At 66.7% G+C, this 19,780-nt stretch carries 18 protein-coding genes; 4 read left to right on the forward strand and 14 right to left on the reverse strand.

Translation table 11 applies throughout. The features are described 5' to 3' along the window. Nucleotides 1-14: 14 nt before the first annotated feature. Nucleotides 15-2,429 carry an ATP-dependent DNA helicase gene (locus AB4120_RS09810; protein ID WP_441642186.1) on the reverse strand — a complete coding sequence of 805 codons (2,415 nt, stop codon included), beginning with the start codon at nt 2,427-2,429 and terminating at the stop codon, nt 15-17. Nucleotides 2,430-2,687: 258 nt separating this feature from the next. After that, nucleotides 2,688-4,091, reverse strand: a complete 1,404-nt coding sequence (locus AB4120_RS09815; RefSeq protein ID WP_149138070.1) for a lactonase family protein — start codon at nt 4,089-4,091, stop codon at nt 2,688-2,690. 648 nt (nt 4,092-4,739) lie between these two features. On the opposite strand from AB4120_RS09815, the gene xth reads away from it, so the two are divergent. Beyond that, complete coding sequence (gene xth, locus AB4120_RS09820; protein ID WP_149138069.1) at nt 4,740-5,627, forward strand: exodeoxyribonuclease III; 888 nt, start codon at nt 4,740-4,742, stop codon at nt 5,625-5,627. Between the two features lie 16 nt (nt 5,628-5,643). On the opposite strand, the gene AB4120_RS09825 is transcribed toward xth, so the two are convergent. From AB4120_RS09825 to AB4120_RS09840, 4 genes are all read right to left on the reverse strand, one after another. Continuing rightward, nucleotides 5,644-6,246 carry a TetR/AcrR family transcriptional regulator gene (locus tag AB4120_RS09825; protein WP_149138068.1) on the reverse strand — a complete coding sequence of 201 codons (603 nt, stop codon included), beginning with the start codon at nt 6,244-6,246 and terminating at the stop codon, nt 5,644-5,646. A 239-nt stretch (nt 6,247-6,485) separates the two neighbouring features. Continuing rightward, nucleotides 6,486-6,953 (reverse strand): copper resistance protein CopQ, encoded by a 468-nt coding sequence (locus tag AB4120_RS09830; RefSeq protein WP_149138067.1) that lies wholly within the window; start codon nt 6,951-6,953, stop codon nt 6,486-6,488. Nucleotides 6,954-7,368: 415 nt separating this feature from the next. Further along, nucleotides 7,369-8,064, reverse strand: a complete 696-nt coding sequence (locus tag AB4120_RS09835; protein ID WP_441642187.1) for a fumarylacetoacetate hydrolase family protein — start codon at nt 8,062-8,064, stop codon at nt 7,369-7,371. A gap of 38 nt (nt 8,065-8,102) precedes the next feature. After that, nucleotides 8,103-8,525: a VOC family protein gene (locus AB4120_RS09840; RefSeq protein WP_144196505.1), complete on the reverse strand. Its 423-nt coding sequence runs from the start codon at nt 8,523-8,525 to the stop codon at nt 8,103-8,105. A 156-nt stretch (nt 8,526-8,681) separates the two neighbouring features. On the opposite strand from AB4120_RS09840, the gene AB4120_RS09845 reads away from it, so the two are divergent. Beyond that, nucleotides 8,682-9,608 (forward strand): LysR family transcriptional regulator, encoded by a 927-nt coding sequence (locus tag AB4120_RS09845; RefSeq protein ID WP_149138065.1) that lies wholly within the window; start codon nt 8,682-8,684, stop codon nt 9,606-9,608. Here the strand turns inward: AB4120_RS09845 and AB4120_RS09850 are convergent. Both AB4120_RS09850 and AB4120_RS09855 read right to left on the reverse strand, forming a co-directional pair. After that, entirely contained in the window at nt 9,577-10,881 is a 1,305-nt protein-coding gene (locus AB4120_RS09850) for an MFS transporter (RefSeq protein ID WP_149138064.1), read from the reverse strand. The genes AB4120_RS09845 and AB4120_RS09850 overlap by 32 nt on opposite strands. 45 nt (nt 10,882-10,926) lie before the next feature. Next, nucleotides 10,927-11,556 (reverse strand): TetR/AcrR family transcriptional regulator, encoded by a 630-nt coding sequence (locus tag AB4120_RS09855; RefSeq protein WP_441642188.1) that lies wholly within the window; start codon nt 11,554-11,556, stop codon nt 10,927-10,929. Nucleotides 11,557-11,706: 150 nt separating this feature from the next. Here AB4120_RS09855 and AB4120_RS09860 point away from each other — a divergent pair, with 150 nt between their 5' ends. After that, on the forward strand, nt 11,707-12,471 hold the full coding sequence (locus AB4120_RS09860; protein ID WP_144196509.1) for an SDR family NAD(P)-dependent oxidoreductase: 765 nt from the start codon (nt 11,707-11,709) through the stop codon (nt 12,469-12,471). A 184-nt stretch (nt 12,472-12,655) separates the two neighbouring features. Next, a complete protein-coding gene (locus AB4120_RS09865) occupies nt 12,656-14,566 on the forward strand; it encodes a methyl-accepting chemotaxis protein (protein ID WP_149139288.1) in 1,911 nt (636 codons plus the stop codon). Between the two features lie 10 nt (nt 14,567-14,576). Here the strand turns inward: AB4120_RS09865 and AB4120_RS09870 are convergent, their stop codons facing one another. From AB4120_RS09870 to AB4120_RS09895, 6 genes are all read right to left on the reverse strand, one after another. After that, the gene (locus AB4120_RS09870) at nt 14,577-15,161 is read right to left on the reverse strand and encodes a M23 family metallopeptidase (RefSeq protein WP_149138063.1); all 585 of its coding nucleotides are present in this window, start codon (nt 15,159-15,161) and stop codon (nt 14,577-14,579) included. A 30-nt stretch (nt 15,162-15,191) separates the two neighbouring features. Further along, nucleotides 15,192-16,448, reverse strand: a complete 1,257-nt coding sequence (locus AB4120_RS09875; RefSeq protein WP_149138062.1) for a BON domain-containing protein — start codon at nt 16,446-16,448, stop codon at nt 15,192-15,194. 177 nt (nt 16,449-16,625) lie between these two features. Beyond that, nucleotides 16,626-17,039, reverse strand: coding sequence for a hypothetical protein (locus AB4120_RS09880; RefSeq protein ID WP_149138061.1), 414 nt, complete (start codon nt 17,037-17,039; stop codon nt 16,626-16,628). A 230-nt stretch (nt 17,040-17,269) separates the two neighbouring features. Next, a complete protein-coding gene (locus tag AB4120_RS09885; RefSeq protein WP_441642189.1) occupies nt 17,270-17,668 on the reverse strand; it encodes a cupin domain-containing protein in 399 nt (132 codons plus the stop codon). A 75-nt stretch (nt 17,669-17,743) separates the two neighbouring features. Next, nucleotides 17,744-18,571, reverse strand: coding sequence for an AraC family transcriptional regulator (locus AB4120_RS09890; RefSeq protein ID WP_149138059.1), 828 nt, complete (start codon nt 18,569-18,571; stop codon nt 17,744-17,746). Further along, entirely contained in the window at nt 18,564-19,529 is a 966-nt protein-coding gene (locus AB4120_RS09895) for a patatin-like phospholipase family protein (RefSeq protein WP_149138058.1), read from the reverse strand. Before AB4120_RS09895 ends, AB4120_RS09890 begins: the two co-directional genes overlap by 8 nt. Nucleotides 19,530-19,780: the final 251 nt, after the last annotated feature.

Below are 19,780 nucleotides of genomic sequence, written 5' to 3' on the forward strand. Positions count from 1 at the left end.
CAGAAGCGCTGCCGTCATTCTGCCAGCGGGAGCGCCGGCGCGTGCGGCGTGCCGATACCGGTTTTTGCCATCGGCGCGACAGATTTACGTGCCGGGGTATCGATTTCCCACCACGCGGGCAGCAGCGCCTGCACCTCGGGCCGCCCGAAGCGGTCATCGATCAGCCACACCACGCCCCGGTCTTCGCGCGTGCGGATGACCCGCCCCGCCGCCTGCACCACCTTGCGCAGCCCCGGATACAGGTAGGCATAGGCGTAGCCGTCCCCAAACGCGGCTGCCATGCGCTCGCGCAACTGCTCGTTCACATCATTCACCTGCGGCAGCCCCAGCGTGGCCACGAAGGCGCCGATCAGGCGGTCGCCGGGCAGGTCTACGCCTTCCGAGAACACCCCGCCCAGCACCGCGAAGCCGATACCGCGCCCGCCCGGCGCGAACTGGCCGAGGAACGCGGCCTGCCCCGCCTCGTCCATGCCGCGCGCCTGGGCCCAGGTGGGGAGGTCCGGATGCTGCGCGGCCAGCAGATCGGCGGCCTGGCGCAGGTAGTCGTGGCTGCTGAAGAAGGCGAGGTAGTTGCCGGGCCGCTGCGCGTACTGGTCGGCCATCAACTGGACGATGGCCGGTAGCGAGCGCCGGCGCTGGGTGTAGCGCGTGGAGATATGGCGGGCGATGTGCACGTCGAGCTGGTCCGCGTGGAACGGCGAGGGCACCTCCACCCAGACCGCGCTGGCGGGCAGGCCGAGCATGTCGGTGTAGTAGTCCGCCGGCTGGAGCGTGGCCGAGAACAGCGTGGTGGCGTGCGCACCGGCAAAGCGCGGGCGCAGGAACGGCGCCGGCAGCAGGTTGCGCACGCAAAGCTGGGCCTGCACGCCGCCGCGCGGGCCGGGCGTGCGCGTGACCTCGAACAGGGAGTGCTGACCGCCATGGTCGGGCAACTGTTCGGCCAGGCGCAGGAAGTGCAGGGCGTCGAAGTAGAAACGCTCCAGCGTGGCGTCTTGCTGGCGGGGATGGGCGCTCAGGTGTTCGAGGATCGCGCCGCAGAGCTGGGTCAGCGCCTCCACCAGCGCGGCGGGCGCGGTCGCGTGGGTTTCGAAGGGCGCACGGCTTGACGACTCCCCCCGCGCCAGCGCCTGCCATGCCCGGTGGAGGCGGTTCACCGGCCGCGAGAGTACCTTGGGCGCGGTCAGCCGCACGCCCCGGAAGGCCACGGGGTCCAGCGTGGCCGTGTACATGGCGCGGCCGCGCTCCACCAGATTGTGGGCCTCGTCCACCAGCACGCTGGCGCGCCAGCCGTTCAGCACGGTCAGCGCGTACAGCATGGCACTGCGGTCGAAGTAGTAGTTGTAGTCGGCCACTACCAGATCGCTCCAGCGGATCATCTCCTGCGCAAGATAGTAGGGGCAGACGTTGTGCTGGCGGGCGATTCCGCGCATGGCGTCCCGGTCGAGCAGCGGCACGGCGGCGGCGGCTTCCCGGGCGGCGGGCAAGCGGTCGTAGAAGCCTTGCGCAAGCGGGCAGGATTCGCCGTGGCAGGCCAGTTCGGGGTGTTCGCACGCCTTGTCGCGGGCGGTCAGCTCCAGCACGCGCAGGGGCAATGGGTCGCAACCCCGGTCGCCTTCCCCCCGAAGCTGTGCCGCGGCCTGCAAGGCCACCGCGCGGCCTGTGGTGCGTGCGGAGAGGAAGAACAGCTTGTCCAGGCGCTGCCCCGGCATCGACTTCAACGCCGGAAACACCGTGCCGATCGACTTGCCGATGCCCGTGGGCGCCTGCGCCAGCAGCGTGCGCGCCGCCACATTGGCCTTGTAGACCGACTCCGCCAGCACGCGCTGGCCGGGCCGGAAATCGCCATGCGGGAAGGTCAGCGCCACCAGCCCGGCATCGCGCGCCTGACGGTGGGCGATCTCGCGCTCGGCCCATTGCAGGAAGCGCCGGCAACTGGCTTCGAAGAAGGCGCGCAGCGCGGCGGCGTCGTGGCGTTCCTGCTCCACGCGTTCGCGCTGGCTCAGGATGTCGAAATAGACCACGGCGATGTCGATCCCGGCCAGCCCGCGCGCCTGGCACAGCAGCCAGCCGTAGACCTTGGCCTGCGCCCAGTGCAGTGCCCGGTGGTTGGCGGGCACCTCTACCCCTTCGCCGCGCACCGTCTTGATTTCCTCGAGGCGGTTGGCGGCGGGGTCGTAGCCATCGGCGCGGCCCCGCACGTGCAGTCCTTCGAACATGCCGGAGAGGGATACCTCCGCTTCATAGCCCGGCCCGCGCCGGCTCGTGACCACGCCGTGGCCCGCTACGCCTTCCTGTGCGGTGGGCGACGGCGTGAAGCGCAGGTCGAGATCGCCCGCCTTGGCCGTGAACTCGCACAGCGCCCGCACGGCAACCGTGTAGCGCGGTAGCGCAGGCGATTCGGGGATTTCCGGGATGGATGTGGCGGACAAGGCGCGGCAGGCGAGGGCGACAAAATAACTGTATAAATATACAGTCTTTGCGGCGAAAGGAAAGCACGCGACGCTGTCAACGCCTAACGGAGCCATCCCCCAAAGGCTGCGCGGGCGCTCGGATGTGACGGGGTTGCACCCGCAGATACCCATTGGCCGCCGCCATGACACATGGGAAAGCACCCCAAAGGTTGTATCGGTGTCGAAGCTTTGGGGTGTATTTCAGGTATATCTGGCTATTTTCAATGGCGCACACATTCAGTGCGTGGCGGCATAAGTTGTCGCCATTGACCAAGGCGCGAAGTTGGCAGCGACGGTCCCTGTAGCCATCGCAGCGAGCGAGCCATCCACTCCGATCGTGTACTGCGAAACACTGTTGCCGCCGCTGTTCACCACATAGACGAACTTGCCGGTCGGATCGATCGACACCGAAATGGGCACGGTTCCGGATGCGACGGTCGCTGTCGCCATTGCCGTGAGCGAACCGTCCGTCCCGATTGTGTACTGGGAAACATTGTCACCGCCGCTGTTCGCCACGTAGACATACTTGCCGGTCGGATCGATCAACACTGAAATCGGCCCGAATCCAGAAGCGACGGTGGGTGTAGCCATCGGCGTGAGCGAGCCATCGGCTCCGATTGTGTACTGCGAAACGCTTGCGCTGCCGTTGTTCGCTACATAGGCATACTTGCCGGTCGGATCTACCATTACTGACTCTGGATTGGCGCCCGTGGCGACGACCGGTGTAGCCATCGGCGTGAGCGAACCATCGGCTCCGATTGTGTACTGCGACACACTGCTGCCACCGTTGTTCGTCACATAGGCATACTTCCCCGTCCGATCGATCGTCATCGAAAAGGGAGAGGATCCCGTAACGACAGTCGACATAGCCATCGGCGTAAGGGAACCATTCGCCCCGATCGTGTACTGCGAAACGTCATTGCCGCTGGAATTCACCACATAGACATACTTGCCGGTCGGATCCACGGCCCCCGCCCCGGGCCAAAGCCCCGCAGCAACAGACGCTGTGGCCATTGGCGTGAGCGAACCATCCGCTCCGATCGTGTACTGCGAAACGGTATCGTCGAGGCTGTTCGCAATATAGGCATACTTGCCCGTCGGATCAACCAGGACTGCCTGCGAACCGAAAAATCCCGTGCCGACGCTGGCCGTAGCCATCGGCGCGAGGGAGCCATTATTTTCGATTGAATACTGCGAAACGTCATTGCTGTTTCGATTCACCACATAGGCATAAGCGATGCGTTTGCATGCAACGCTAACTGTCGCAACATCGGCTGCCGACACGGTGCCGGCAGCACCGGTCACCGTGCAGTTCTGTCCCATCGGTTGTGCCCCGACAGTCACGCTGTAGGCACTGCCGGACACGAGCTTCGCAGGAAATGCAAAACTTCCTTCGGCCGTGACAGTTAGCGCGTCTCGGCCATTGGTCAATTGCAGTTGGGTGCCGCTGACCAAGCCGGAAACAGTACCGCCAACCTGATAAGTGGTAGTGCCACTGGAAGGAATGTTTGCGTCAGGGACGCTTGAGTCAGGCACGCTTGAACTGCTGCCATCACCACAGGCAGTAATGGCAGCGGCGATAAAGAAACCGCCAACCGTTATTTTTGCTGCAACCCAGAACCGATTTCTACCGTACGTCATTTTCTTGTTCCGTTAAGTAAATTCTTCAACTCATTTGAGTTCGGTCCGCATCGAAACTCTCATTGCGGCTGGACGATTCCTCGCGTAGATTAACTGCCGGAGCATTTGCGCACGTCTGTCTTGAATGCGTGCGTGCTTGCGGAGGCTTGCAGTATAACCGTCAAGACACGGATCATTTTAATGTGGTACGCGTTTCTTAATCTGCAATACAAAATACGTGACACCAAGTCGTTTCCCGTTAACGGCATGGAATTCGATTTTATTGAGTAACTCGAAGCCCCCCGGTCGGGTCGAGGCCGATAACATGAGCCAGTCGACCAACCTCGGAAGCCAAAAGAATCTCTACGCGCGTGCACGGCAACACGGGGGGCCATGGCCCCGTATGCAGTTGTTACAATCCCGGGCAAGATACCCGGCCTGGGAAACAGTGTTGCTGCCAGGGTTGACCACATAGGCATACGCACGCGTCAGCGTTGGCCACGGGCCGGGTTCCGTCATCGTGGATCCGTCTGGCAAGCCACCCTCGTAGCCGGCAGCACAGATCTCCTCGAACAGCCGGATGAAAGGAAAGCACGCGACGCTAGCGAAACTTGCCGAATCTTGCTGAAACTTGCCGATGGTGTTGCCAGCCTCGCACAGGAAGAGCCGATGTCCAGTTTCAAGATCGCCACCTTCAATATCAATGGCATCCGCACCCGCCTGCCGGCGCTGCTGGACTGGCTGGCGCGCGAGGCGCCCGACGTGGCCTGCCTCCAGGAACTCAAGACCATCGACGCGGCGTTTCCGATCGACGAGATCCGCGCCGCCGGCTACGGCGCCATCTGGCACGGGCAGAAGTCGTGGAACGGTGTGGCCATCCTCGCCAAGGGCACGGACCCGATCGAGGCGCGCCGTGGCCTGCCCGGCGACGACGCCGATACGCACAGCCGGTACCTCGAAGCCGCCGTCAACGGCGTGCTGGTGGCCTGCCTCTATCTGCCGAACGGCAACCCGCAGCCGGGGCCTAAGTTCGACTACAAGCTGGCATGGTTCGAGCGCCTGATCCGTCACGTGCAGGGTTTGGTTGATAGCGGCCACCCGGTGGTGCTGGCCGGTGACTTCAACGTGGTGCCGACCGACGAGGACATCTACAACCCGCGTTCATGGCTCAAGGACGCCCTGCTGCAACCGGAGAGCCGGGAATGCTATCGCCGGTTGCTGGCGCAGGGTTGGACCGACGCGCTGCGCACGCGCTACCCGGACGCGCGCATCTACACGTTCTGGGACTACTTCCGCCAGCACTGGCAGACCAATTCGGGGCTGCGCATCGATCATCTGCTGCTGAATGCCGAACTGGCGCCGCGCCTGGTCGATGCGGGCGTGGACAAATGGGTGCGGGGGGAGGAGCGGGCGAGCGACCACGCGCCGGCGTGGATCGAACTGGATCTGGGGCAGGGCGCGGCGAAGAAGGCCGCAGCCAAGAAGACCCCGGCCAAGAAGGCCCCCGCCAAAACGACAAAGGCGCCCGCCGCAAAGCGACGGGCGCCACGCGCCTGATTCCGGAGGGTGGACGTTACACCGTCGCCGCCTCTTCAGCCTTGGTCGGCACCCGGTCCGCCACGGCGCCCAGCAGCATGTCCGCCGCTGCATCCAGCCGGTCGCTCGACCCCGACATGCGCGCCGTGATCATCCCGTTCTGGATCGCGCCATACAGCACCTTGGCGAAGGCCGGCGGCGGCACCGGGTAGGGCTGGCCGCGCTGGACTTCGGCGCGGCGCAACAACTCGGCAATCCACGCCTCGTTCATGCGGAAGTGATCCTGCAACAGCGCGCCAATCGCCGGCGGCAGCATCATCACCTCGGCGGACAGCATGCCGACCAGACAGACCTGCCCGTTGCCCATGCCGCCACGCAGCGGCTCGATATAGCGCCGGGCCTGCTCGGCCAGCGGCAATGTGGTGTCGATGGCCCCGATCCGTGCCGTGGCGCTCTCGCGGTACAAGCGCACCACCTCCAGCACCAGGTCGTCCTTCGACGGAAAGTAGTAATGAATGCTCGACGTCTTGACGCCAACCAGCTCCGCCAGATCGCGGTAGCTGAAACCGTTGTAGCCCCGGCGCCGAATCAGCACTGACGCGTGTTCCAGCAATTGCTCGCGTACGGGTTGCGTTTTCATGGCGACTGTCTCTTTGTGAGAGACCCTCCGGTTCATGCCGCTGCAGATCAGATCAGATCAGATCAGATCGACAGCGACTGCGCGACGACAGAAAGCAGTGATCCGCTGGCAATGCAGAGCACTACCCATCCGCCCAGGATCAGGGCGCTGTCACGCAAACTCATGATCAAACTCCTTGTTCGATGAAGGCCGTGCGCCCGGTATCGTTACCGGGCGCGCGGCGCTGCACTACCGTGCGATCAGGCCAGCGCGCCGTCGGTGTACACGTCGATGGTGCGCGACGGCTCGCTCGAGACACCGGTGCGGTCCAGGCCGGCCACGATGCGGGCGCCGTCCGTGTACGGGTCGAACTTGCCGGCACGGGCGCCGTCGGTGAAGGTATCCACCGTGCGGGCCGGGCTGGCCGAAACGCCCTTGATGTCCAGGCCGGCCACGGTGCGGGCACCGTCGGTGTACGGGTCGGTCTTGCCGACGCGGGCGCCGTCGGTGAACGGGCTGCGTTGGTCATTCACGCGGGCACCGTCGACAAACGGGCTGCGGGGTTCGTTCACGGCACGGGCGCCATCGGTGAAGGGGCTGCGCTGGTCGTTGACGCGATAGCTGTAGCCGTAGACTTCGCCGGTGCTGTTGCCCGGGGCGGCCTGGGCGGCGCCAGTCACGAAAGCGGCGGCGAGGGCGGCGGCGGAGAGGATGGTCTTGGCGTTCATGGTGGTGCTCCTTGTCTTTGGTTGACCGGGCGATCTCGTTAGGTGGTGGATCGCGGGGCCGATGTCTTGCTGCGTTGTGACAGGCTTTTCTGCTTTGCTATCTACTGGTAGGTAGAGGGGCGGGGCTAAAAAAAAGACCGTCGTCCGGTACTCATTCACAACATGTACTGCGTGGACTTGAACTGCATCGCGGGGCTGGTTTCTGTTTGCCGGGTGGTGCAGCGCCGTCCATGAGCAGAATATTATCTACTACTAGATAGATAAGCAAGGACTTTTTAAAGAAATTTCGATTGCGGAATGGCCGGGCTCCCGCAGCGTCACACGTGTTTACCTAGTACATCGCTGATTTATAAAGAAAAACGGCATCGATCCCCGTGTGGATCGACGCCGTCTGGCGACCTTGCGAGCCCTCGGATCAGCGCTTGCCGACCGTAAAAGCGATCTCGCCGAGGCCGTCCACGCCACCGGTGACTACGTCGCCCGGGTTCAGCGCACCCACGCCAGCGGGCGTACCGGTGAAGATCACGTCACCTGGGGCCAGCGTCATGCTTTCCGAGATATAGGCGATCACATCGGCCACGGGCCAGATCAGTTCGTCGAGTTCGCCCTGCTGGCGGGGCTCGCCGTTGACCTTGAGCCAGATCGCGCCCTTGGCCGGATGGCCCACCGCGGACACCGGATGCAATGGGCCGCAGGGGCCAGAAGCGTCGAACGCCTTCGACCAGTCCCACGGGCGGCTCATCTTCTTGGCCACGTCCTGCAGGTCGCGGCGCGTGAGGTCGACGCCGACCGCATAGCCCCACACCAGATCCAGCGCCTGCGCAGGGGTGACGTTGGCGCCGCCCTTGCCAATGGCCACCACGAGTTCGATCTCATGGTGCAGGTTCTCGGTCAGCGGCGGATAGGCCACGGTGCCTTCAGCCGGCACCACGGCATCCGCCGGCTTGGTGAAGAAGAACGGCGGCTCGCGGTCCGGGTCCTTGCCCATCTCGCGGGCGTGCGCGGCGTAGTTGCGGCCGACGCAGAACACGCGACGGATCGGGAAGCGGGCCTGGCTGCCGGCCACGGCTACGCTGGCCTGCGGGGCCGGCTGGATAACGAATTCGGTCATGTCTCGCTCTTCTCTTATGGATCTTGGTTTGGTGGGGATTACTTGGCGAATACCTGGCTCAGGTCGCCGAAGGCCTTGAATTCCAGCGCGTTGCCCGACGGGTCCAGGAAGAACATGGTGGCCTGCTCGCCCACCTGGCCCTTGAAGCGCACGTGCGGCTCGATCACGAACTTGGTCTTGGCGGCGCGCAGCTTGTCGGCCAGCGCTTCCCACTTGTCCATCGGCAGGATGGCGCCGAAGTGGCGCACCGGCACATCGTCGCCATCCACCGCGCTGGTGGCGCGATGGCCGCATTCGTCCGGCGAGAGATGCGCCACCACCTGATGGCCGTAGAAGTCGAAATCAACCCAGGCGTCGGAGCTGCGGCCTTCCGGGCAGCCCAGCAGGTCGCCATAGAACTGGCGTGCAGCGGCAAGGTCGTGCACCGGGAAGGCAAGGTGGAACAGGGGCATGGCGCTCATGGCAATCCTTTCGTGGGCAGGGATGTTTTGACGTGTCGTTGATTGTAATCAGCAGAACTCGTAATATGAAACGAATGATTTCTGGTCTGAGTATCAGAGATTTCGATATATCCCTGCTTGCGCATCTGCTCCCGTCCCGCCTCTGCCCCTGCTCCCGTGATCCGCTACTTCCGCACCTTCCTGATGGCCGCCGAGACGGCTTCCTTTTCCGCCGCCGGGGCGCGGCTTGGCCTGACGCAGTCGGCGGTGAGCACGCAGATCCGCCGGCTGGAGGAGGATCTCGGCTACGCGCTGTTCGACCGCTCGGGCAAGTCCGTCACACTGAGCGAGGAGGGGCGGCAGCTGCTGCCAGACGCCACGCGCTTCGTGGCGCTCTATGAGTCGATGAAGGGCAGCGCCCAGGCGCGGCCGGACACGGCGCCGCTTGATCTGGGCGCCGTCTCCACGGTGCAGTCGACGCTGCTGCCCAAGGCCATGCAGCGTTTCCGCATCGCCTACCCGGACACCCACGTCAACATCGTGCCGGGCATGTCCACGCAGTTGCTGACCCAGGTGGACGCGCGCGAGCTGGACATCGCCGTGCTGGTGAAGCCTCGGCTGGGCATTCCGCCCGAACTGAAATGGGTGCCGCTGCTGCACGAACGCTTTGTGGCGATTGCGCCGGCGGGCGCCCCGGCGGACCTGAAGACGCTGCTCGCCACCGTGCCGTTCATCCGCTACAACCGGCATTCCACGGGCGGGCAACTGGTGGACCGCTACCTCAAGCGGCACCGGCTGTGGGTGCGCGAAGGCATGGAGCTGGACGAGCCGGCCGTGATCCTGCAGATGGTGGGCGAGGGGCTCGGCTGCGCGATCATCCCTGCCGATCTGGTGCCGTTGCGGCAGACGCCGAACATCGAGGAAGTGCCGATGCCCGGCCCGCCGCTGTTCCGCGAGATCGGCGTGCTGGTGCGCCAGTCGGCGCTCAAGCGCGCCCCGGCGGCGGCGCTGATCGAGGCCTTTGTGGCCGTCGCGCCGCCTACCGGGGCTGGCGAGCCTGGCGAGTCTGGCGTTACGCCTGCGCTGCCGCCTGAGGCGGCGTAGCGGCCGGCGCCTTGCGGCGCACCGCCAGCGCCATCAGCGCGGCGACCAGGCAGGCCGCGCCGGCCACGTACAGCGCCGGCGAATAGGTCAGCAGCAGCGTGCGCGAGAGCCCCGCGCCGAACGCCGCCGTGGCCGCGCCGATCTGGTGGGCGGCGAAGATCCAGCCGAACACCATCGCCGCGCGCTCGCGGCCAAACGTGGTGGCGGCCAGCTTCACCGTCGGCGGCACCGTGGCAATCCAGTCCAGGCCGTAGAACATCGCGAAGATGGACAGGCCGTAGAGCGTGAATTCCGAATGCGGCAGCCAGAACAGCGAGAGGCCGCGCAGCGCGTAGTACCAGAACAGCAGCTTGCGGCTGTCGTACCGGTCCGAAAGCCAGCCAGACAGGATCGTGCCGACGAAGTCGAACGCGCCCATCATCGCCAGCGCGGAGGCGGCCGGCACCGCCGACATGCCGAAGTCCGCGCACAGGGCGATGAAGTGGGTCTGGATCAGGCCGTTGGTGGACAGCCCGCAGATAAAGAAGGTGCCGGCCAGCAGCCAGAAGGTTTGCGTGCGCGCGGCGTCGCGCAGCACGATGAAGGGGCCGCGCAGCGTGAGCGGTGCGGGCGGGCCGGACGGCGCCGGCGCGGTGCCGGGCAGTTCGCCGAACGCGGGCAGGCCAACGTCGCCGGGCCGGTTGCGCATCAGCGCGAAGACCAGCAGCGCCAGCGCGGCGCAGGCCACCAGCACCGGTATCACCGCCGTGCGCCATCCCATGTGCTCGATCAGCCATGCGGCAACCGGCAGGAAGGCGAGCTGGCCGGTGGCCGAACTCGCCGTGAGGATACCCACCACCAGCCCGCGCCGCGCAGTGAACCAGCGATTGGCCACCACGGCGGCCAGTACCAGCGCGGTCATGCCGGAGCCGACGCCAAGCATCAGCCCCCAGGCGACGAACAACTGCCACAACTCCGTGGCCACCGTGGCCAGCGCCATGCCGCCCGCGATCAGCGCAAGCGCCGCACAGACCACATTCCTTACGCCGAAGCGTTCCATCAGGATGGCCGAGAACGGCGCCATCAGGCCAAACAGCGCGAAGCGGAAGGCGAGGATCGATGAGATCTGATCGGTGTTCCAGCCCATCTCCTGCGTCAACGGTTTCAGGAACGCGCCGGGCAGGCCGAGCGCGGCGGAAGTGGTCAGCATCACGCAGAAGGTGATGGCGGCAACGATCCACGCGTAGTGGATGCCGCGCCGGTCCAGCCGGCGGGAAAGGGCTTGCGCAAACATGGGGGCTTTGTGAGTGGGGTGTGGAGAAAAGGTGTCCGCGTCGCCTCAGCCGGCGGGGGACGGTTCGGGGGCAGACTCGACGGCGTCCGCGCCCAGCAGCCACGCACGCGTGGCATCGAGGATTGCCTCGGAGAGCGGGTCGCCAGCCGTGGCGCGGGCCAGCATCAGCGCGCCGGCCATGGCCGACACCTCCACCAGCGCCTGCCGGCGGGCTTCGGCTTCGGGCAGGCCGGCCGGGGCGGTCGAGAGCCATTTGTCGATCAGCGCCGAGAGCCCTTCGCGGTACACCGGGCGCACGGGTTTGTCGGCGTCTTCGCGCGCCACATCGGCCGCCAGCGCGGAGGCAGCGCAGCCTTCGGCGGCGTGGTCGCGGTGCGCGGGGGTGAGATAGGCCGCTACCAGCGCGCGCCGCGCGGCCTGGTGGTCGCCGCCGGCGCCAGCGATGCGCCGGTCCCAGCGCTGGTCGCCTTCCTCGAAGGCGCGCCGGCAGGCCACCGCCACGAGGTCGTCCTTCGACGCGAAATGGCCGTAGAAGCCACCGTGGGTCAGCCCGGCATTTGCCATGATTTCTGCCACACTGACTGCATGCGGCCCCCGTTCGCGGATCAGCTTTGCCGATGCGGCTTCGATGGCCGCCTTGTGTTGGCTGGCCACTGCTCGTGATGCGCGCGCCATTTGACGCCTCCCTCTGGAAACCTGACTGAAACTTGCCTTGACCGCAGTTTAGATGACGTCCATACTTTATTCAATAGATGCTGATCATCATTTAAAAAGGCCAGCATGGTTGTTGTCATGTCGTCCCATCGATCCAAGGAGATTCCTGCTATGTCCAAACTGTTCGACCTGTCCGGCCGCGTCGCGGTGATTACCGGTTCCACCAAAGGCATGGGGCTGGAGATGGCCCGCGCGCTGGGCCAGCAAGGCGCCCGCGTGGTGGTCTCGGGCCGCGATAGCGCGGTGTCCGAGCGCGTGGCGGCCACATTGAAGGCCGAAGGCATCGATGCCACCGGCATCGCCTGCGATATCGCCGACCTCGTCAGCGTGCGCGCCTTCGCCGACAAGGTGCTCGCCACCTTCGGCCGCGTGGATGCCCTCCTGCTCAACGCCGCCGCCAGCGGCGTGGTCGGCCCGATGCTGGAGCAGGGTGAGAAAGAGTTCGATGACGTGATGGCCGGCAACGTGCGCGGCAACTTTGTGCTGGTGAATGCACTCGCGCCGCAGATGATCGAGCGCCGCGATGGCTCGATCGTCTTCATGTCGAGCATTGCCGGCCGCCGCGGCTCGGCCTTCCTGCCGCTGTACAGCGTCTCCAAGGGCGCGATCGATGCCGTGATGCGCAACTTCGCGCTGACGCTGGCGCCGCACAACATCAACGTGAACAGCATCAACCCGGGCCCGGTGCGCACCGATTTTTCGCGCGACGCGCTGTGGGGCGACCCCGAACGCGAGAAGGCCCTGAGCGGCGCCATCCCGATGCGGCGCATTGCCGAAGCCAGCGACGTAGCCGGCCTGGCCGTGCTGCTCGCCTCGCCGGCGGGCCGCTACATCACGGGTCAGGTGATCGGGCTGGACGGCGGCGCCACGGCCTGATTTTTCGCCCCGCCGCCGTGCTTCGCGCACCGTGTGCGTGCGGCGGCGGCACCGTGTTTGTGCAGTGCGAAAAATAGCGGGGAAAGTGGCTTTATTCCTTCGAATCGAGACCGATACAGCGTGAAATCAGTTCTCGATAACAAGGAGCACCGTGGCCGCTTTCCTCACCCCCGCAATGCACCTGATGGCGCGTCTCACGATTACGCGCAAGCTGGCGCTGCTGACCATCCTGTTCCTGATTCCGCTCTGCGGCGCGCTGGTTGCCGTGCTGAACCAGTCGGTGCAGTCGATCCGTGCGACGCAGGATGAATTGCGCGGCCTGACGCTGGTTGGCCGCGCGCTCGACTTCATGCGCGAGACGCAAGTGCGCCGGGGCGCCGCCAACGGGCTGCTGCTTGGCAATGCCACCTTCCGGCCGACCTTCGACGCCGCCAACGGCAAGGCCGATGGGCATCTCAGCGCACTTCGCGCCGAGGTGGCAAGCGTGACGGCGTTCGACGTGAAGCCGGACGCGGCCAGGCTCGACGAAGCCTGGGCGCAGATCCGCAAGCTCGGGCTGGAAACCCCCGCCGCGCCGCTGTTCGAGCGCCACACCGCGCTGGTCAAGCAGACGCGGCTGTTTATTGGCGATGTGGCCGATCGCTCCTCGCTGGCGCTCGACCCGGACGCCGGCTCCTATTACCTGATCAACCTGATGGTCGGCCCGATGCCGAAGCTGGCCGAGCTGAGCGCGCTGGCGCGTGGCCGGGGCGCAGGCATCATCGCGCAGGGCGGCTATTCCGATGCGGCCCAGCAGGCCGACCTTGCCGCGCTGGCCGAGCAGATCCAGGACGGGCTGGAAGCCGTGCGGCGCGACATCGCCCGTGCCGAGCACGGTGCGCCGGCCTTCAAGGCCCGCATGGAAGCCGCCACCGCCAGGCTGGCCGCGATGGACAACTTCTATCGCACGCTGAAGGTGAGCATGCTGGGCTCCAGCGGCATCACGATCGATGCCAAGTCGTATTTCTCCGAAGGTACGGCGGCGATCGAGGCGGTGTCGGCCCTCAATCAGGAGTTCGCCGCGCTGACGGGCGAGATGCTCGCCCAACGCGTGGCCGCCGAGCAGCGCCAGCTGGTGCTGCTGGCCGTCATCGCGCTGGTCACCGTGGGCGGCGCGCTCTACCTGTTTGCCGGCTTCAGCCAGGGCATGCGCAGGGACGTGAACGACGTGGCGACGCTGGTGGCGCGCATCAACGCCGGCGATCTCACCGTGCGCATCGACGCCCACGGCCGGGACGAGCTGAGCAACGTAAAAAGGCACCTGATGTCGATGGTGGAAACGTGGCGCGGCATCATCGGCGAAACCAAGGACGGCGCGCAGAACGTGCTGGTGGCGGCGGGGCAGATCGCGCAGGGCAATGCCGATTTGTCCCAGCGCACGGAGGAGCAGGCGTCGTCGCTGGAGCAGACCGCCGCGAGCATGGAGGAGCTGACCGCCATCGTCCAGCAGAACGCGGGCAACGCCAACGAGGCCAGCGCGCTGGCGGCGGAGGCCTCGGCGATTGCGGTGGCGGGCGGAGAATCGGTGTCGCGCGTGCGCGAGACCATGGGCGAGATCGAGGCCGATTCGAAGCGGATTGTCGAGATCATCGCCGTGATCGACAGCATCGCCTTCCAGACCAATATCCTGGCGCTGAACGCCGCTGTCGAGGCGGCGCGTGCGGGGGAACTGGGCCGGGGCTTCGCGGTGGTGGCCAGCGAGGTGCGCACGCTGGCCCAGCGCGCCGGCCATTCGGCCAAGGAGATCCGCGCGCTGATCTCGCAGTCGACCAGCCGGGTGACGGCGGGCACGGCGCTGGCCGGGGAGGCCGCCGCGACCATGGAGAACATCGTCACGGCCGTGCAGCGCGTGACGACGATGATGGACGAGATCAGCCGCGCCTCCCACGAGCAGAGCGGCGGCATCACGCAGGTGAACCAGGCGGTGACGCAGATGGATCAGGTCACGCAGCAGAACGCCGCGCTGGTCGAGGAAGCCGCCGCAGCGGCCGAGGCCTTGCAGGAACAGGCGCTGCGCATGGAGCAGAGCGTCAGCGTGTTCCGGCTGGCGGCTTGAACTAGGAAGATTACGGGGACGTCGGCGCGCGCAGCAGGGGGTAGGGGTTGATCGCCCCGGTCCCGGTGTACACGCCGTAGTGCAGGTGCGGCGGCGTACCGCGCGCGTTGCCGGTATTGCCGACGTAGCCGAGCACCGCGCCGGGCGCCACCCGGTTGCCGATGCTTACATCGGCATAGTCGTCCAGATGGGCGTAGTAATGCATCTGGCGACCCGGCCCGAGCACCCAGACCACCTTCCCGCCCAGGCTGTTGGTGCCCACGCGCGAGATGACGCCCTCCGTGGCGGCCAGCACCGGGGTGCCGCGCGCGGCAAAGATGTCGATGCCTTCGTGCTTGCGCCCGCCGGAGCGTGCCCCGTGCCAGGTGTCCCGCAGCCCGCGCTGGGCCACCCCCTGCACCGGCATCGCCAGTGCGGTGGGCGCCGGCATCGACGCCAGCTGCACCGCGTAGAGCGCACTATCTATATAGGGTTTGACGTAGGGCCAGCCCAGCGCGCCCGCCAGCAGCAGCGCGGCCAGCCACAGCCAGCCGGCGTAGGACCGGGGCTGGGGTTGGCGTTGCTGCGGGGGCTGGTCGGCCGGGTGCGTCACCATGGGCGGCGGCTCCGGCCGGTGGCGATGGCATTACCAGCCGTTGGAGCCGGCGCTGGTCCCTTCGCCGGCACGCGCTTCGCGCTTCTCGACGCGGATATTGTTCTCGACTTCGGTAACGCCGAAAGTATTGTCGGCGATGTCCTCGATGGCATATTTCTGGCTCCGCTGGTGGACGGTGCCGGATAGCGTGACCTTGCCCTTGTCCACGTCGACGCTGACTTCGCCCACATCCACGCCGCTGGTAAAGGTCAGCCGTTCGCAGATCTGGTCGCGGATGCGCTCGTCGGTGCGGGTGTAGCCGCGCGGCACGTTGCGCTTGTCGATGTCATGGTCATCGTGGCCGAAGAAGTTGCTGACGGCCTCGCCGATCCGGTGGCCGAGATTGTAGAGCGCGCCGTGCTCCTCGCCTTGATCGCGGTCATCGTCCTCGTCTGCCCTGCGCCGTGGCGAGCGGTAGCCGAGTTCCTCGTCATAGCCGCTGGTGCCAAGGTAATTGCGCCCGTATGACTGGGCGGGCGGCTGGCGGCCGGCGTAGTCACCGGACGGGCGGGATTCCCCCCACTCGTCGCGCGGTTCGGTCCAGTAGCGCGTGTCGCTGCGCAGGTCGTTGAAATAGGCGTCATGGCCCGACCCGCCGGCCTGCCAGGGTTCGCGCTGCTGGGCGCGGCGCAGCCATTGCTGGTCGGCGCTGCCAAAGCCCTGCTCGCCGCGTTCGCCCTGATGACCTTGTTGCTGGCGTTGACCCTGACCCTGACCCTGTTCCCATCCGCGCTCGCCGCCGTAGCCGCGTGCCTCTTGATAGCCCTGATAGCCTTGATAACCCTGGTAGCCCTGCGGGCCGCCGTAGTCCTCGAAGTCCCCATAATCGCCAAACTCGCTGGCCTGGCGGCGGCTGCGGTACGCCTGTTCGCGGCGCCGGGCGTCGTCTTCGGGTGAGTCGCTGCTGGCATAGCCGCCGTTGAGCCCGTAGCGCAGGTTGCTGCCCTGCCATTGGCCGCTGTCGCGGTAGGCGCCGGCATAGCCGCTGCGGGGCGGGCTGCCGTCGCTGGTTTGTCCCGGGGTCAGGCGCTGGCGGCGGCGGGCTTCGTCCCATTCGTTACTGGCGTTGCTGGCGTTACTGGCGTTACTGGCGGATTCGGGCTGCCAGTCCTGGTCGCGCGCACGCAGCCCTCGGTTGTCGCTCCATGAATCGTCGCTCCATGGATCGTAAGCGTCGTCGTCGCGGACATTTTCAACGGCCCGCCAGGTCTGCCCCCGGCGATAACGCTCGGTGTAGTGGTCGCCCATTGCTGATCTCCTGAAGTTGCGGGTGTGCCATCACTGGCAATCCAGAAGCGCGGCAAGATTCGTACCGCGCCGGCCGGGCCTTGTCAGGGCTGGGCTGGCGGGATTTGATGTGGGCGGCGCCCATGCAAGCCTTGCGCGGGCGCGTGTAAAGACTGCTCGGCCGGCATCGCGCACGGGTTAATGGGCCGTCACACGGCGCAGCGAGCCCGGCGGATGCGCCAGCACGGCGCCCGGGCTCATTGGCGCGGAGGGCGTGGCCGGCGCGGCGGGTGCGGGGTCGGTGCGCTCGGCACGGGGTGCGCGCACCGGGGCGATGCCTTCGACGGCCCCCAGCGCCTGGCCGTTCTCGTAACCGGTGGACACCGCTTCGAGATAGCCGGGCGAGAACTTCTGCTCGGGCGTGACGGCCGTGGCCGGGGCCAACGCAGGCTGCGCGTACACCGCCGTGTGGGCGCAGAGCGCCAGCACGCGGAGCAGCAGGATGCCGCCACGCATGCGGTAAAGCACGGCGGGGGGCGTGCGGGGCGTGAGAGGGCGGGGCTGATAGAGGGGCGCGGCGTCCGCAGGGCGCAACGGTGGCGGGATCTTCATGATGGTTCTCCAAAGGAGCTTGCGCTCCGGCTGAAAGGGGACTCAGAACGAGCATCGCGGCGCCGCGCTCGTCCTTCCTTTTCGCAGAGAACATGCCACCATCATTTCGGCCCCGGGCGGGCAGGCCGGGCCACTTTCACGCGGAAAACAGGGGGGTGCTGGCCAACACGTGGTGAGGAACGGTTGGCCCCGGGCCAACATCGGGCCCACATCACGCCAGCATCCCTCGGTCAGATCCAGACGTCGTTTTGGGCAGTGCGCTCGCCCACGGCTTCGCCCGTATTGCGCACGCCGCGCGGCTCGATCAGCAGCATGCGCACCTCGCCATCGGCAAACGGCTTGTGCTCGATGCCACGCGGCACGACGTACATCTCGCCGGCGCGCAGGTCCACGTGGCCGTCGCGGAAGTCAATGCGCAGGTGGCCGTCCAGCACGATGAAGGTCTCGTCGGTCTCGGCGTGGCTGTGCCAGACGAAGTCCCCCGCAATGCGGACGATCTTGAACTGGTAGTCATTCATCTCCGCAATCACGCGCGGCTGCCAGTGGTCCGAGAACAGGGCGAGCTTCTCGGCGAAGTTGATGGCGCGGTAGGGAGTGGGGGAGGGGATGGGGATGGGAGTGGGGGACATGGGGCGCTCCGTCGAATGGGATGAAGGCCCGAGTCTGCGCCGCCGGCAGGCGGGCCGTCTTGTACGATCGTGCAGCTACGGCGTGCGCCCCAGCGTGCGCAGCCAGCGCGCCGGCGTGATGCCGAAGGTGCGCGCGAAATGCCGTGTCATGTGGGCCTGATCGGTGAAACCGGCCCACGCGGCGGCGTCGGCCAGCGTTTGGCCAGCCACGATCAGCCGGCGGGCCATGTCGAGCCGGCGCATGGTCAGGTAGCGGTATGGGCTGGTACCGAACAGCGCACGGAAATCGCGCGACAGGCGCCAGCGGTCACGGCCGGTGGCGGCTTCGAGTTCGTCCAGCGTCACGACGCGCGCCACGTTGTCGATCAGAAAGGTCCGGGCCATCTCGGCGGCGCGGTAGTCCAGCGCCTGCCGGCGCCCCGGCGCGGGTCCGCGGGCAACAGCGGCCAGCGCGTGAGCCACGTCGTAGATGGCGTCGTCTTCCTCGAGCGGGTCGATCGGGCGGTCCATCGCGCGCAGCAGCGTCTCGGTGGCGGTGAATAGCCGGGGGTCGTCCGAGCGGCCGCCCGGGATGAACGGCAACGGCTGGCCGCCCAGCGCGCGCTGCACGTGCGCGGGCTCCACGTAGATCATCCGGTACTGGAAGCCGGCCTGGGTGCCGGCCTGGCCGTCGTGCGGCTCGTCGGGGTGCAGGACGATGGTGCCGCCCGGCAGGCTGTTGCAGACGCCGCGCCGGTAGGAAAAGCGCTGCACGCCGGCCAGCGTGCGGCCAATCGCGTAGGTGTCGTGGCGATGCATGTCGTAGCCGTGGCCGCCGATAAACGCCTCGATGCGCTCCATGCGCTGGGCGGACGCATCGCGCCGCATCCAGTCACGCCGGCCCGGCAGCACGCCGTCACCCATGCGTGTGGCCGGAGTGGCTGTGCGAGTGGCCGGGAGCGGCGTGCGTGTGGATGTGGTCCGCCTCCGGTGGCGGCGAAAGGTCGGCGCTGCAGCTGGGCGACGACTCGTCGTGGCTGTGGGGCTCCAGCGCGCCCGGCACGCGGCGGCTCTTCAGGCCATCGGCACGCAGCCAGGCCACGGTGGCCTCGGCGGCGCGGTCGATCAGCTCGCCGCAGCGCGTGTAGTCATAGGGCGAGACATCGAGCGGGCACAGCGGCGGCACCACGGCAATATGCGCGTGGTCGGCCCAGCGTTCCAGGTCATGCACGAGTTGCCGCGCCACCAGCAGGGACAGCGCATTGAGCGCATGCTCCACGGCGCCACGCGGCGGGCGGCGCTCGGCGCAGGCGAAGCCGGCCGGCAGCACCACGATGCGCGTGGCGCCCAGCCGCACGGCCGTGGAGACGGGCGTGTTGTTGGCCACGCCGCCATCGATCAGCGCCCGGCCTTCCACGTGCACCGGCGGAAACACGCCCGGAATGGCCGCGCTGGCCAGCACCGCATCGACGATATTGCCCGAGGACAGCACCACTTCGTCGCCGCTATGCATGTCGGTGGCCACTACATAGAGTGGCAGGCTGGCATGTTCAAGCCGCGATTCGCCGAAGTGGCGTGAAAGTAACTTTTGGAGGCCGAACGATTCCACCAGATGCCCGCGCCGTCCGCCCAGCATGCCGAGCATGCTGCGCCAGGACCAGGGCAGCACCTCGGCCCGGCGAATGCCGCGCCAGAGGCTCTCCAGCTTGGCCGTGCCTTCCTCGTGCGGATGGCAGGCGAAATACGCGCCGTTGATGGCGCCGGCCGATGCGCCGATCACCATGTCCGGCGCCATGCCCCACTTCACCAGTTCCCGCAACATGCCGACCTCGATGGCACCGAGGCTGCCTCCACCGGCAAAGACGAATGCTGTTTTTTCCATAGCTGGGCCCGCGGGGAGCCATCCTCCCGGGATTCTCGATCTGTTCGTGGCGACAGCATAGGCCACTTCCGGGCGGGAGCGAAAGAGTCTATTTGTGTCGGGTCTGCGTGGACTTATTGTGCAATTAACCGCAAGGACTTTGGCGCGACTTCAGAGATGGGCTGGCAGGGGATGGGGTCGAAGCACGATGCGAAAAACGCACGCGGAACGCGGCGCGCGAACGCCAGATACGAAAAGGCGCCGACAGCGAT

Source organism: Cupriavidus sp. 2KB_3, from assembly GCF_052115685.1.
Lineage (GTDB): Bacteria > Pseudomonadota > Gammaproteobacteria > Burkholderiales > Burkholderiaceae > Cupriavidus > Cupriavidus campinensis.

Bases quoted from the DNA above. Each gene is read 5' to 3' on its own strand.
- xth (WP_149138069.1), top strand. From the start codon at position 4,740: ATGTCCAGTTTCAAGATCGCCACCTTCAATATCAATGGCATCCGCACC.
- AB4120_RS09830 (WP_149138067.1), bottom strand. From the start codon at position 6,953: ATGAACGCCAAGACCATCCTCTCCGCCGCCGCCCTCGCCGCCGCTTTC.
- AB4120_RS09890 (WP_149138059.1), bottom strand. From the start codon at position 18,571: ATGGGTGACGGCGTGCTGCCGGGCCGGCGTGACTGGATGCGGCGCGAT.
- AB4120_RS09815 (WP_149138070.1), bottom strand. From the start codon at position 4,091: ATGACGTACGGTAGAAATCGGTTCTGGGTTGCAGCAAAAATAACGGTT.
- AB4120_RS09870 (WP_149138063.1), bottom strand. From the start codon at position 15,161: ATGGTGACGCACCCGGCCGACCAGCCCCCGCAGCAACGCCAACCCCAG.
- AB4120_RS09860 (WP_144196509.1), top strand. From the start codon at position 11,707: ATGTCCAAACTGTTCGACCTGTCCGGCCGCGTCGCGGTGATTACCGGT.
- AB4120_RS09850 (WP_149138064.1), bottom strand. From the start codon at position 10,881: ATGTTTGCGCAAGCCCTTTCCCGCCGGCTGGACCGGCGCGGCATCCAC.
- AB4120_RS09875 (WP_149138062.1), bottom strand. From the start codon at position 16,448: ATGGGCGACCACTACACCGAGCGTTATCGCCGGGGGCAGACCTGGCGG.
- AB4120_RS09835 (WP_441642187.1), bottom strand. From the start codon at position 8,064: ATGACCGAATTCGTTATCCAGCCGGCCCCGCAGGCCAGCGTAGCCGTG.
- AB4120_RS09865 (WP_149139288.1), top strand. From the start codon at position 12,656: ATGGCGCGTCTCACGATTACGCGCAAGCTGGCGCTGCTGACCATCCTG.
- AB4120_RS09885 (WP_441642189.1), bottom strand. From the start codon at position 17,668: ATGTCCCCCACTCCCATCCCCATCCCCTCCCCCACTCCCTACCGCGCC.
- AB4120_RS09855 (WP_441642188.1), bottom strand. From the start codon at position 11,556: ATGGCGCGCGCATCACGAGCAGTGGCCAGCCAACACAAGGCGGCCATC.
- AB4120_RS09895 (WP_149138058.1), bottom strand. From the start codon at position 19,529: ATGGAAAAAACAGCATTCGTCTTTGCCGGTGGAGGCAGCCTCGGTGCC.
- AB4120_RS09880 (WP_149138061.1), bottom strand. From the start codon at position 17,039: ATGAAGATCCCGCCACCGTTGCGCCCTGCGGACGCCGCGCCCCTCTAT.
- AB4120_RS09825 (WP_149138068.1), bottom strand. From the start codon at position 6,246: ATGAAAACGCAACCCGTACGCGAGCAATTGCTGGAACACGCGTCAGTG.
- AB4120_RS09840 (WP_144196505.1), bottom strand. From the start codon at position 8,525: ATGAGCGCCATGCCCCTGTTCCACCTTGCCTTCCCGGTGCACGACCTT.